This window comes from Gordonia sp. C13, assembly GCF_023218005.1.
Classification (GTDB): Bacteria; Actinomycetota; Actinomycetes; order Mycobacteriales; family Mycobacteriaceae; genus Gordonia; species Gordonia namibiensis.
Genome location: NZ_JALPSY010000016.1, coordinates 1 through 12,756 on the forward strand (window position 1 = coordinate 1; position 12,756 = coordinate 12,756).

A 12,756-nucleotide genomic window follows, 5' to 3' on the forward strand; every position below is an offset into this window, starting at 1 on the left:
GCTAGGCTTCGAATCCACATCGGGGCGTCGAGTATCGAGCGCCCAACTGATCGAGGGAGACAATGCATGTCGGGCCATGTGAACGTGGACAACTTCGTTCGGGCGGAGACGCACCGGATGTTCGCCGACATCCAACTGGCTGCCGGTGGGGTGGGGAAGTTCCGGCACAACCGGGAACCTGCCTCGATCGACGAGCAGACGGTGATCCGGCTCAACCGCGACACCCTCTACAGCTTCGCCATCGTCGACCTCGCCGAACCGGCGGTCCTCACACTGCCCGACGCAGGCGAACGGTATGTGTCCGCGATGGTCGTGAACGAGGGCCACTACGTAGGCGGCGTTCTGCACGCCGCGGGTGAGCACAGGCTGACGCAGGAGCAGTACGGATCGAGGTATGTCCTCGTCGCGGTGCGGATTCTGGTTGATCCGACGGATGCTGCCGACGTCGCCGCGGTCGGTGAGTTGCAGGATCGGACGACGATCGCCTCGGCGTCGTCGGAACCGTTCGTTTCTCCCGACTACGACGCCGCGAGCCTCGACGCGACCCGCAACGCGCTGTTGGAGTTGGCCAAGGGACTCGACTCGTTCGACCGAACCTTCGGCGCCCGCGACGACGTCGACCCGGTCCGGCACCTGATCGGGTGCGCCGCGGGTTGGGGTGGTCTCCCGACCTCGGAAGCGACCTATGTCGGCGTCGACCCGGGCACCGGCCCCGGACATTACGAACTGGTCTTTGCCGACGTCCCGGTCGACGCCTTCTGGTCGGTGTCGGTCTACAACGCGGCGGGGTTCTTCGAGCCCAACGAGAAGAACCTGTACACGGTCAACAGTGTCACCGGCGTTCGCAACGACGACGGTTCGATCACCGTCCGGTTCATCCCGGACACCTCGGGCGACGTCCCGCCGAACGCGATCGTGACTCCGGAGGGCTGGAACTACCTCATCCGCCTCTACCGCCCGCGCGCTGAGATCCTCGACGGCATTTGGACTCCGCCGGTGTTGAAGGCGGTTGCTCAGTCCTGAGGCCGACTGCAGATCTGTATGACGTTGTGCCCGGATTCCGGGCACAACGTCATACGGAACCTAGGAGTGGTTGCGCGCGTAACCCTCTCGCCCCCCCTGGAGTGCAAGGAGTGATGGCGACGGGCCGTCCTCGCTCCCTGAGGTGCAAGGAGTGATAGCGACGGGCCGTCCTCGCTCCCTGAGGTGCGAGCGCAGCGAGCCTCGAAGGGCCGGCGACGCTCCTATTCTGAGTGCCCGTACGCGTGGTTGAGAAGTGCTGAGGCGACTACGAGTTCGACGGGTGTGGCGCCACGGAGGTCGATGACTTCACGCATCTGTAGGCGTGGTTGATCGCCGGACTCGGTGTCGGGTCCGTGGATTTCGGTGCGCACGTGTTGGAGGTGTTCGGCGAACCGGCGGGGTATGTCGGGGCGCCGGTTGATGCGTTCAGGGTTGGGTGGTGCGCCGGGTTCGGCGTTGAGTCGCCAGGCGCAGCGTCCTTCGTTGGGTCCTTCGCGCACCATGCGGGTGGTGTAGCCGCCGGGTTGGTTGCTGACCATGCGGTTGTGTTTCGGGCAGGCGGGGGCGAGGTCGGTGATGTCGGTGAGTCCACCTTCGGCCCAATCGAGTTGGGCGTGATGCATCTCGACGTGTGCGGCGGCGAGGTCGCAGCCGGGGGTGGAGCAGTTTTCGCCGTCGGGTCGGGCGAAGGACACCAATCGTTGTTCGCGGGTGGCCAGGCGTTTGCCGCGTCCGAAGTACAGCGGGACGGCGGTGGCGTCTTTGAACACCGCCAGCCAGGGTTGGGCGTCGGCGGCCATGTCGATGAGCTCGGGGATGGGGATCAGGGTGCCGGTGGCGGTGGTGGCGAACCCGGCTTCGCGGACCAAGTCGTTGAGGTCGGCTTTGATGATCAGTTGGGTCGGCAACCCGCGGTGACTCTTACCCAGCAGCCCGTCCTCGAAGACAGCTTTGAGCAGTGCGTTGAAGGCGTCGTGATTGAGCTGGGCCGGGGTGCGGTCATCGCGTTCGGCCGCAGCAGCGACGGCTTCGGGGTCGGCGTCTTCGATCGACCCGTGTGGGGAGTCGGGGTCGTCGGGGTTGTTCATGCCGGGTTTGGCCCACACGGCGAGCAGCATGGTGACCCGGGCGAGGAGTTCGGGGGTGAGGGTGGCGGTGAGTTTGGCGGTGCCGTCGGCGCGTTGCCGGTGGACCGACAGGTTGCGGCGGCGTTTGCGGTCGGTGTCGTCGGTGAGTGTGCCGTCGGGGTCGAGGTGGGCGAGTAGGCGTGCGCCAAGGTTGGTGATGTCGGCGGGGGTGTGGTCGACGGCGATCTCGGCCATTTGTCGTTCGGCGGCGACTTTGATGTCGTGGTCTATGGCGTGCGGGATCTGATCGAGCACGTCGAGAACGGCGTGCACGTGGGCGGGCCCGACGCGGCCACCGGCGAACGCCTCGGCCAGGGCCGGGTGTGTGGGTTCGAGAGGTTGGCCGGTGATGAAGTCAGGGTAGGTCGCGGTGGCCCGGGTTTGTTTGAGCCGCTTACCCGGGTAGGTCATGCGCAGTCGGAACTTCATGTAGTCGATCACGCTGCGGTATCCGGACTTACGCGGTAGGTCGCGTTGATCGGCTTCCACGATCTGTTGGTTGCCGGTGTACGTGAGTCGGGCGATGGCTCTTTCAATACGCACACCGGCTTCGTCGACCTCGGCATCGGACAGCCGGGTGAAGCCTGCGTTCTGGAGCTTGTCGACGATCGTGTCGAGTTCATCGAGCAACGCGGGCATCTCGGCCGGGAACGATTCGTCGACGACAGCAGAAGAAGCGATGTCGGTCATGACGGTCACCCCCTATGCCGTAGTGCGAATGTATGTTCGACTGTATACGTAAATCGGTTGCCGTGCAGAAAGTTTCGGACCTCGCCGTCGTGGTGAGAATTGTCGGTGGCATCGTGTAAGGGGCCTCCGGTCGACGATCGACACCCCGGATGTTCCGAATCTCGGTGTTTGGATCGGGCAATCTCGTGCACGCCCAATCGACGTCACGGATACTGCTCCAATGCTGTTGCCTCAGCGAATCCTCACCCGCCGGACCCGCGTCGGCGCACTGATGGTTGCGATCCTTGCGCTCTCGGCGCTGCTGGTCGCGACTCCCGGTACGGCCGACGCGGCGAGCTGGCGGTACACGATGGTGGCGTTCTCCAACACCAGCGCCAGTCACATGGACGTCTACCAGTCCTCGGATGCGGCCCGGTTCAAAGCCCTCCGATTCGGGGCGTATCGACCACCGTCGGGCCTGGTGCGTGATCCGAGCATCTACCGCAGCGCCGACGGCTGGTACTACGTCACCTACACCACCGGTTCGACGACGATCGGCTTCGCGCGGAGTCGCGACCGTGTGAACTGGAACTTCATGCACAACTACCCGGTGCCGCTGTGCTGCGCCTTCCTGCCCGGTACAGGCGACGGCTCGGGTTCGTCGGCGGGTTCATTGAGCTTCGGATCGGCCGGTTCCAGTGACGGACCATCGTTGTCGCCGTTCACCACCAAAGCCTGGGCTCCGGAATGGTTCGTCGAGGGCGGACGGGTACACGTGATCCTGTCGATGTCGACCGGTGGCGGGTTCGTGCCGTACCTGATGACCGCGCTCGAGCCGGGACTCCGGCTGTGGAGTCCGCCCGTGCCAATTCTCGGTCTCCGCGCCGACCGCATCGACACCACGATCGTCAAGGTCGGCGGGACCTACCACGCCTTCACCAAGAACGAGACGAAGAAGGTCATCGAGCATGCGGTATCCGGGTCGCTGCTGGGGCCGTACCGATTCGTCCGGCCGGGCCCGTGGGGCCGACTGGTCGAGGGCTCGGCCGTGGTGAAACTGCCGAACGGGAACTGGCGTCTCTACCTCGACGCCTACCGGGACCGGCGGTACTTCTACTCCGACAGCCGGGACGGCCTCTGGTCGTGGACGCCGTTGAAGGAGCTTCCCGGACTGTCCGGCTCCGTGCGGCACTTCGGTGTGATCCGCGAGCCGGTCTAGGTCTGTTCGAGCAAGTTGACGGCATTCGAGCCGACGAGCCGGCGGCTCGTGGAGAACTGTCTGATCCGAGACCGGGTCGACGACGGTTGTCCTTGGTGTGCGGCACTCGGTTTCTCGTCGGGCGACACGTTCGACGAAAAGCGTTGACGATCCATACTCGGGCGGTACTGTGTGGAACATCACATAGTGGCCGGAGGGATCGCCATGATAAATGCAGAGATCAACGCAATCCATCACAGTATCCAGGCGCTGCGCCATCAGCTGGTGACCCTGAAGGCTCGCTACGGTGACGCCGACAGCGTCCGCCGGATGGTCAACGACCTCGATCGTCTCGACATCGATCTGCACGACTTCGAGCAGCATCCACCGAAGTTGAAGCCGCAGCAGAAGCCGGGGCAGGACCGGGTCTATGTGCCGGACAGCAAGTCCGACGAGTCGGCGTGGCTCGGTGCTCAGGACGAAGGGCTCGGGTTCCACTCGCGTGAGCGGACGAAGTGAGCGCGCCCGCGGCTGAGCGGGATTCACTCGGGGTCTTCTCCCCGAGACGGGCGCGCCTGACGGCGCGCACTCTACGGACGGACCGATGGTGGCTGTCGCCGTTGTTGACGGTCGTCGGTCTCGCGGCGTTCGTCATCTACGCGACCGTGCGGTCGTTCATCCGTAGCGCCTATTACGTTGCGGACTACCACTACCTGACGCCGTTCTACTCGCCGTGTCTGAGCGAGTCGTGCGTCCCCGGGTCGAGTCATTTCGGCACGCCGTTCCCGGAGCTCCCGATGTGGATTCCGTTGGCGTTTCTCACGTTGCCGTTCCTGCTCGGGTTCCGGTTGACCTGCTACTACTACCGCAAGGCCTACTACAGGTCGGTCTGGCTGTCGCCGCCGGCATGTGCTGTCGCCGAGCCCCACACCAAGTACACGGGTGAGACGCGCCTGCCGTTGATCATCCAGAACTCACACCGGTACTTCTTCTATGCGGCCGTGATCATCTCGGTGATCAACACCTACGACGTCGTCGTCTCGTTCCACGCCAAGGACGGTGGTTTCGGCCTGGGACTGGGAAATGTGATCCTCGTGGTCAACGTGATTCTGCTTTGGATCTACACCGTGTCCTGTCATTCGTGTCGGCACGTGACCGGCGGGCGGCTCAAGCATTTCTCGAAACATCCGGTGCGGTACTGGATCTGGACCCAGGTCTCCAAGCTGAACACCCGGCACATGCAATTCGCCTGGATCACGCTCGGCACACTCGTGCTCACCGATTTCTACATCATGCTGGTGGCCAGCAACACGATCTCGGATCTGAGGTTCGTGGGTTGATCGATTGAGGCGCAACGCCTGTTGTGCAACCGTTTTCAACGTTGGGAGTCGCGCTAGATGACCGAGCCGGAACGCTACCAGTACGACGTCGTGGTGATCGGTGCCGGTGGTGCCGGCCTGCGGGCGGTCATCGAGGCCCGGGAGAAGGGTTACTCGGTCGCGGTCGTGTGCAAGTCGCTGTTCGGCAAGGCGCACACCGTGATGGCCGAGGGCGGCTGTGCGGCGTCGATGGGCAACGCGAACGCGAAGGACAACTGGGCGACCCACTTCCAGGACACGATGCGTGGCGGGAAGTTCCTGAACAACTGGCGCATGGCCGAACTGCATGCCAAGGAAGCACCCGACCGGGTATGGGAACTGGAAACCTATGGGGCGCTGTTCGACCGGACTGCCGATGGTCGGATCGCCCAGCGCAACTTCGGCGGTCACACCTATCCGCGGCTGGCCCACGTCGGCGACCGGACCGGGCTGGAACTCATCCGGACCATGCAGCAGAAGATCGTCTCGCTGCAGCAGGAGGATTTCGCGGCCACCGGCGACTACGAGTCCCGGATCAAAGTGTTCGCCGAATGCACCATCACCGAGCTGCTCAAGGACGGCGACGCCATCGCGGGCGCGTTCGGGTACTGGCGTGAGTCGGGCCGGTTCATCGTGTTCGAGGCACCTGCGGTCGTTGTCGCGACCGGCGGTATCGGCAAGTCGTTCAAGGTCACATCGAACTCCTGGGAGTACACCGGTGACGGGCACGCGCTCGCGCTGCGCGCCGGCGCGAGCCTGATCAACATGGAGTTCGTCCAGTTCCACCCGACCGGGATGGTGTGGCCGCCCAGCGTGAAGGGCATCCTCGTCACCGAGGGCGTCCGCGGTGACGGCGGCGTCCTCAAGAACACCGACGGCAAGCGGTTCATGTTCGACTACATCCCGCCGGTGTTCAAAGGCCAATACGCGGAGACGGAGAAGGAAGCCGACGAGTGGCTCGCCGACAACGACTCCGCCCGCCGCACACCGGATCTGCTCCCTCGCGACGAGGTCGCCCGTGCGATCAACGAGGAGGTCAAGGCCGGCCGCGGCACCGAGCACGGTGGCGTCTACCTCGACATCGCGTCCCGTATGCCGGCCGAGGAGATCATCCGGCGCCTACCGTCGATGCATCACCAGTTCAAAGAGCTCGCCGACGTGGACATCACGAAGGAACCCATGGAAGTCGGTCCCACCTGCCATTACGTGATGGGTGGGATCGAGGTCGACCCCGACACCGCGGCGTCGCGGGTACCCGGCCTGTTCGCCGCTGGTGAGTGTTCCGGCGGTATGCACGGGTCTAACCGACTGGGCGGCAACTCGTTGTCCGACCTGCTCGTGTTCGGTCGACGAGCCGGGCTCGGCGCGGCGTCGTATGTGGAGTCGCTGAGCAGCCGGCCCGAGATCGCGCAGGACGACATCGACCGGGCAGCGAAATATGCGCTCTCGCCGTTTGATCCGCCCGCCGACGGCAAGCCGGAGAACCCGTACACGCTGCACATGGACCTGCAGCAGGCGATGAACGACCTGGTCGGCATCATCCGCAAGGAGGCGGAGATGCAGGAGGCACTTCGCGTGCTCTCCGACCTGCGCAACCGGCTCGGCAGCATGCAGGTGGAGGGGCACCGTCAATTCAATCCGGGCTGGCACCTGGCGATCGATCTCCGAAACATGTTGCTGGTCAGCGAATGTGTCGCGAAGGCGGCATTGATGCGCACCGAGAGTCGCGGCGGACACACCCGCGACGACCACCCGTCGATGGATTCGGCCTGGCGTAACACCCTGCTGGTCTGTACCGCCGACACGAGTACCGACTCACCGGTACCGGAGGTCGAGGTCGTCAAGGAGGAGCAGGAGCCGATGCGCCCGGACCTGTTGGAGCTCTTCGAGTTCGAAGAGGTCGAAAAGTACTACACCGCGGCCGAAATCGCCGGCCATCCCGGCGCCGGAGGCGAGCGAGCCGAGGGACAGTCGGAGGACTGACATGGGATACGACGCGAAGTTCCGAATCTGGCGAGGCGACACCGAGGGCGGTGGGCTCGAGGACTATACCGTGCAGGCCAACGACGGTGAGGTGGTGCTCGACATCATCCACCGTCTCCAAGCGACCCAAGCCCCGGACCTCGCCGTCCGCTGGAATTGCAAGGCCGGCAAATGCGGGTCGTGTTCGGCTGAGGTGAACGGTCGTCCGAAGCTGCTGTGTATGACCCGGATGTCGTCGTTCACCGAGGACGAGGTCATCACGGTGACCCCGATGCGCACGTTCCCGGTGATCCGCGACCTCGTCACCGACGTCTCGTTCAACTACCAGAAGGCCCGCGAGATCCCGGCCTTCGCCCCGCCGCCTGATCTGGGGCCGGGGGAGTACCGCATGAAGCAGGTCGACGTGCAGCGCTCGCAGGAGTTCCGCAAATGCATCGAGTGCTTTCTCTGTCAGAACACCTGCCACGTGGTCCGCGACCATGAGGAGAACAAGGAGGCGTTCGCCGGCCCCCGCTACCTGATGCGGATCGCCGAGCTCGACATGCACCCCCTCGACACCGCCGAGCGTCGGGATACGGCTCAGAACGAACACGGGCTGGGGTTCTGCAACATCACCAAGTGTTGTTCCGACGTGTGTCCGGAGGACATCAAGATCACCGACAACGCCCTCATCCCCATGAAGGAACGGGTCGCCGACCGCAAATACGACCCGTTGGTCTGGCTGGGAAACAAACTCTTCCGACGGTAGCGCCCTTCTTCGCGCGAGCCCCCGATACGCCGGTTGCCGCGTCCGGCGACACTGCCCGACTCCCACCGTCGGCTCTGGACGAGTTCCTCCCACTCGTCTGTCCTCTGGTGTGACCTGATCGACGATTCATCGGCGGGCGAAACGGATATACGAGGTGCAGGGGTACCGACCAGGGGCCCATCAGGAGGGAGTCGGTACTTCGATGACAGTGAACCACCGCGTTGCCACACGCACTCCAGAGCTCGTATGAGGACGGGTGACGACGCTCCGGTTGACGGCCGGACCCGGCACTACGGCGAGTTCTACGGCGTCACCGACGCTCCGGTGAGCGATGACCGAGGCCTACTCGTTGTTTGGGGGAACTGTCAGGCCGAGGCTTTGCGGATCGTCCTGTCCAGCTCTCCCGACCTCCCGTTCCGTACCGTTCGTGTCCCACCTGTCCACGAAATCGAGTCCACTGACCTGGCGCGGGTCGAGCACCTCATCCGCCGTGCCGCGATCGTGGTCTCGCAGCCCGTGCGTTCCGGATACCGGGGATTTCCGATCGGCACCTCGGACCTGGCTGACTTGGCGCCGTCGGCGTCCGTCATCGTGTGGCCGGTCATCCGCTACGGCGGATTGTTCCCGTTCCAGGTCATCGCCCGACACCCAGCGCAACCGTCCGCGGTACCCGCGGCTGTTCCGTACCACGATCTACGAACGGTACTCGCGGTGGTGGCGGGTCGCGACGGCTTCGGCGAATGGGACGTCGACGTCGATGCCGACCGCATCCTTGAAGCAGCGCAATGGAGTGTGGGCCAGCTCGAAGCCCGCGAGCGTCGGCATTGTGACGTCGGGATCTCCGACGTCCTGCTCGACCTCGGGGCCGATGCCGCCCACACGATCAATCACCCCGGTAACCGGGTGTTGCTCACCCTCGGCGGCCGAATCCTCGACTCGCTCGGGGCGTCGGCGCCGGTCCCACCCTCACGAGACCTTCTCGGCAACATCCGTGCGCCCCTGGAACAACGAGTGATCGACGCGCTGGGTATCGACGCGAGTCCGCGGACATCGTGGGACGTCAACGGTACGGCGCTCACCGAGGATGACGTTCGCCGTCGCCAGATGCTCTGGTACGCCGATCATCCCGAGTTCATCGATGCGGTCTTGGGCCGTTACGCCGACCTCATCGAGATCCTGGGTCTGTCATGAGGGGACCGATCGGACATCTTCTGGTCGGACCCCGATCACACGGCGTCGTGCGATATGCGCAATCGGTCTTCGACGCGGTCAGTGTCGAGAGTTCGGATCATCGCCTCGTGCACATGCCCACACTCGATGCCGACGCGACGGCACTGGCCGCCTGCGGGCTCGTGCACGTGCACATCACCGATCGCCTGTTCGGGCGCACGCCACGGCGAGCCCGGAACAACGTGCTCGCCATGATCGCGGCCCTGAATCGGCCTGTCTCGGTGACCCTGCACGACCTACCCCAACCCTCGGACGGGCCGGCGATGCGGGCACGTGCTGACTTCTTTCGCGCGGTGGCGCGGGCTGCAAAGGGTGTGATCGTCTCGAGTCACCACGAGGCGGCGCTCTTCGCCGAGTACGTTGACGCGACGATCGGCGTCGAGGTCCTACCGCTGATGTTCGACCCCATCCGTGTCGACAAACCCTCGGACTCAGCGGAATTGACCGTTGGCGTCCTCGGTTACCTGTACCCCGGGAAGGGGCACATGGAGACGCTGCAGGCGATGTCCGATCTCGATCCGTCGATCGGCTTCGTCGCCCTCGGCACCCCGTCACCCGGCCACGAGGACCTGGCCGACGACCTCGGCAAGGTCGCCGCCGACATGGGTAGGCGGTGCACGGTCACGGGATTCCTGAGCGACGACGAACTGTTTCGGGCGTCGACTGCCGTCACGGTCCCGGTCGCCTATCACCGGCACATGTCGGCATCTGGTTCGATCAACTCCTGGATCTCCGCCGGACGCCGACCACTGGTTCCGCGCACCGCCTACACCGACGAACTCGCCGAGCGTTCTCCGGGTGTGCTGACGATGCACGACAACAACGACGCCGCTCTGCGGAGCGCCATCGAGAGTGCATTCGCGGAACCTGCGAGCACCTGGATTGATTCGGCGGTGACGCCGTCGCCCACGGCCGCCGATGTCGGCCGGGCTCACCAGCGGCTGTTCCGGCGGTGGAGTTGGTGACCGTCATCAGGCTCGACGACGGCCGGGTCGTGGTGCCCGACAACCGCTGGGATCTGGTCGGGGTGGCGTCGACGACGCCGCTGGTGAGCGTCGTGATCCCGTACTACAACCAACCCCGCCAACTCGCGCTGGTTCTCGAGGCGTTGACGGCCCAGACCCACCCACCGGATCGTCTGGAGGTGATCGTCGCCGACGACGGCTCGGCGCGCTCGCCGGACGTGAGTGCGTGGACATCGCGACTCGACATCACCGTTGTGACGCAGGAGGACAAGGGCTTTCGAGCGGCAGCCGCCCGCAACCTGGGTGTCGCGGCGTCCAGCGGGTCGGTTCTGTGTTTCCTCGACGCGGACACCGTTCCGACACCCGCCTACATCCAGCACGCGGTCAGGTTGCCCGCCGCAGCGCCGGACACACTTGTGGTCGGGCGGCGTAAGCACGCCGACCTGAGTCGGGTGGCCCCGGACTCGGTGGTCGAGTGGATGTCCGAACGACGACCGCTCGAATCCTCGCACGACTGCGAACCCGGATGGCTGGTCGACGCATACGACCGCACGTCCAACCTCCTGAACCCGGGTTGGGACGGCTACAAGTACCTGATCAGTGCGGTGATGACCTGCAGCCGCCAATTGTTTGACGACGTCGGAGGATTCGACCCGTCGTTCGTCCACTACGGCGGCGAGGACTGGGAATTCGCGAACCGGGCCTTCATGATGGGTGCGGTGTTCGCCCACGAGTCCGGCGCCCTCGCCTGGCACGACGGTCCCGACTGGGCCGAACGCTCGGTGCCCGAACGGATCTCGGAGAAGAACACCGAAGCCCTCGCGCTCGCCCCGCTCATCACCGATCCGGCGGCCCGGACTGCCGGGCTGCTGTACTCGATCCCGGACATCGTGGTGCTCGTGTCGACGGCGAGGCACACCGCGGCATCGCTGATGCGTACAGTCGCCGGCGCGCTGCGTGGGCGGGACGCCGCCGTCTGGCTCGTCGGCGCTCACGCCGACACTCTGCTCACTCGCCTGGGCGTTTCCGACTCGCGGATCCGTGTCGGTGATCCGGACGCATCGACGCTGTCCCAGTGCAGGTTCGTCGTCGAGGTCTCCGGGACCGTCGTCTTCTCCGCTGACTCGCTCGACCTGCTCACGGCCCAAGTCGGTCCGGGCGAATGCGGCCAGGTGACGGTGGACCTCGACGGGTCACCGGCAGCCTCGGTGACGGTCGGGTCGTCGCGCGCACGGCACCGGGTCCGCCGCTGGGCGGCGCACACCGACGTGGGACCCGACGAGCTACTCGACCGCCTGTTCGGCGCTCGGGCCGTGCATCACAGCGAGGTCGGGATCGTCATCGGCGACGAGGAACCGGCGCTGTCCTGGTGAGTGTGTTCCGCTGGTGACCGGCACCGGCGAACCTCACGTCGACAGGCAGACTTCGATCGAGTTCTGCAAGTCGGGATCGACGTCGACCGGTTCGGAGTGGGGTTCGATGACCTGGATTTCTGGTGCCCCCGGTGAGACTCGAACTCACACTGGACGGGTTTTGAATCCGTTGCCTCTGCCAATTGGGCTACGGGGGCCAGTACACGGGTTGCCCCGTGCAGGAGCCAACTCTAGATGATCGGCCGACCGGCCCGGTAACCGGTACTCTTCTGTTTCGACTATGGCGTGGAGGAGGGGATGGTGACAGTGACAGACAGTGCGACCACTACGGCCGGGGAGAACACGAAGACACATCGTGTTCTGGTGGCCGAGGACGACTCGCTGATCCGGATGGATCTGATCGAGATGCTCCGCGAAGAGGGTTATGACGTCGTGGGGGAGGCCCCGAACGGGCAGGTCGCCGTCGAACTCACGGAGTCCCTGAACCCCGACCTGGTCATCATGGACATCAAGATGCCCATCCGCGACGGTATCGACGCCGCGACGGAGATCGCGGAGAAGAGGCTCGCGCCGGTGGTCATGCTCACCGCGTTCAGTCAGCGGGACTTCATCGAGAAAGCCCGCGACGCCGGTGCGATGGCCTACCTGGTGAAGCCGTTCACGAAGGCCGACCTGGTGCCGGCCATCGAGGTGGCCGTCAGCCGCTATCACGAGCTCAAACTGCTCGAGCGTGAGGTCGCGACGATGAACGAGCGACTGGAGACCCGCAAGCTGGTCGAACGCGCCAAGGGCTTGCTCATGCAGAAGCAGGGCCTCTCGGAACCCGAGGCGTTCAAGTGGATTCAGCGTGCGGCGATGGACCGTCGGACGACGATGAAAGCCGTGGCCCAGGTGGTCGTGGAGACACTGGGAACAAACTGACAAAGAACAAGTTGATTTGACCCAATGCGTCTGCGCGCAAGTCAGTTTCACTGTCTTTACGCAGGGGCAACAAGATCACGCTAGCTTTCTTCCAGCGAGGCGCGGTTCGATGCGTCGATCTCGACGCGCCGCTCTCGTCCGATAACAGAATCGCAAGGAGA

Annotated in this window: 11 protein-coding genes and 1 tRNA gene; 10 read left to right on the forward strand and 2 right to left on the reverse strand. The window is 64.8% G+C overall.

From position 1 onward, the window contains the following. The first annotated feature begins 66 nt into the window (after positions 1-66). Positions 67-1,023, forward strand: a complete 957-nt coding sequence (locus M1L58_RS13780) for a DUF1214 domain-containing protein (protein ID WP_248659314.1) — start codon at positions 67-69, stop codon at positions 1,021-1,023. A 221-nt stretch (positions 1,024-1,244) separates the two neighbouring features. On the opposite strand, the gene M1L58_RS13785 is transcribed toward M1L58_RS13780, so the two are convergent. After that, the gene (locus M1L58_RS13785) at positions 1,245-2,840 is read right to left on the reverse strand and encodes an HNH endonuclease signature motif containing protein (RefSeq protein ID WP_248659315.1); all 1,596 of its coding nucleotides are present in this window, start codon (positions 2,838-2,840) and stop codon (positions 1,245-1,247) included. 220 nt (positions 2,841-3,060) lie between these two features. Between M1L58_RS13785 and M1L58_RS13790 the strand changes: the two genes are divergently transcribed. The 8 genes from M1L58_RS13790 to M1L58_RS13825 all read left to right on the forward strand — a co-directional run bounded on the left by M1L58_RS13790 (position 3,061) and on the right by M1L58_RS13825 (position 11,674). Continuing rightward, complete coding sequence (locus tag M1L58_RS13790; protein WP_248659316.1) at positions 3,061-4,038, forward strand: glycoside hydrolase family 43 protein; 978 nt, start codon at positions 3,061-3,063, stop codon at positions 4,036-4,038. Positions 4,039-4,242: 204 nt separating this feature from the next. After that, positions 4,243-4,536: a hypothetical protein gene (locus M1L58_RS13795; RefSeq protein WP_006867676.1), complete on the forward strand. Its 294-nt coding sequence runs from the start codon at positions 4,243-4,245 to the stop codon at positions 4,534-4,536. After that, the gene (locus M1L58_RS13800) at positions 4,533-5,357 is read left to right on the forward strand and encodes a hypothetical protein (RefSeq protein WP_040536672.1); all 825 of its coding nucleotides are present in this window, start codon (positions 4,533-4,535) and stop codon (positions 5,355-5,357) included. The genes M1L58_RS13795 and M1L58_RS13800 overlap by 4 nt, the downstream gene beginning before the upstream one ends. 57 nt (positions 5,358-5,414) lie before the next feature. After that, complete coding sequence (locus M1L58_RS13805) at positions 5,415-7,358, forward strand: fumarate reductase/succinate dehydrogenase flavoprotein subunit (protein ID WP_248659317.1); 1,944 nt, start codon at positions 5,415-5,417, stop codon at positions 7,356-7,358. 1 nt (position 7,359) lies between these two features. After that, positions 7,360-8,106: a succinate dehydrogenase/fumarate reductase iron-sulfur subunit gene (locus tag M1L58_RS13810; protein WP_248659318.1), complete on the forward strand. Its 747-nt coding sequence runs from the start codon at positions 7,360-7,362 to the stop codon at positions 8,104-8,106. A gap of 246 nt (positions 8,107-8,352) precedes the next feature. After that, positions 8,353-9,297, forward strand: a complete 945-nt coding sequence (locus M1L58_RS13815) for a WcbI family polysaccharide biosynthesis putative acetyltransferase (protein WP_248659319.1) — start codon at positions 8,353-8,355, stop codon at positions 9,295-9,297. Further along, positions 9,294-10,301, forward strand: a complete 1,008-nt coding sequence (locus M1L58_RS13820) for a hypothetical protein (RefSeq protein ID WP_308221813.1) — start codon at positions 9,294-9,296, stop codon at positions 10,299-10,301. Before M1L58_RS13815 ends, M1L58_RS13820 begins: the two co-directional genes overlap by 4 nt. Next, the gene (locus tag M1L58_RS13825) at positions 10,298-11,674 is read left to right on the forward strand and encodes a glycosyltransferase (RefSeq protein ID WP_248659321.1); all 1,377 of its coding nucleotides are present in this window, start codon (positions 10,298-10,300) and stop codon (positions 11,672-11,674) included. Before M1L58_RS13820 ends, M1L58_RS13825 begins: the two co-directional genes overlap by 4 nt. A gap of 120 nt (positions 11,675-11,794) precedes the next feature. Here the strand turns inward: M1L58_RS13825 and M1L58_RS13830 are convergent. Next, a tRNA-Leu gene (locus M1L58_RS13830) sits at positions 11,795-11,871 on the reverse strand. Between the two features lie 100 nt (positions 11,872-11,971). Here M1L58_RS13830 and M1L58_RS13835 point away from each other — a divergent pair. Next, positions 11,972-12,595 carry an ANTAR domain-containing response regulator gene (locus M1L58_RS13835; RefSeq protein ID WP_248659322.1) on the forward strand — a complete coding sequence of 208 codons (624 nt, stop codon included), beginning with the start codon at positions 11,972-11,974 and terminating at the stop codon, positions 12,593-12,595. The last annotated feature ends 161 nt before the right edge of the window (positions 12,596-12,756 follow it).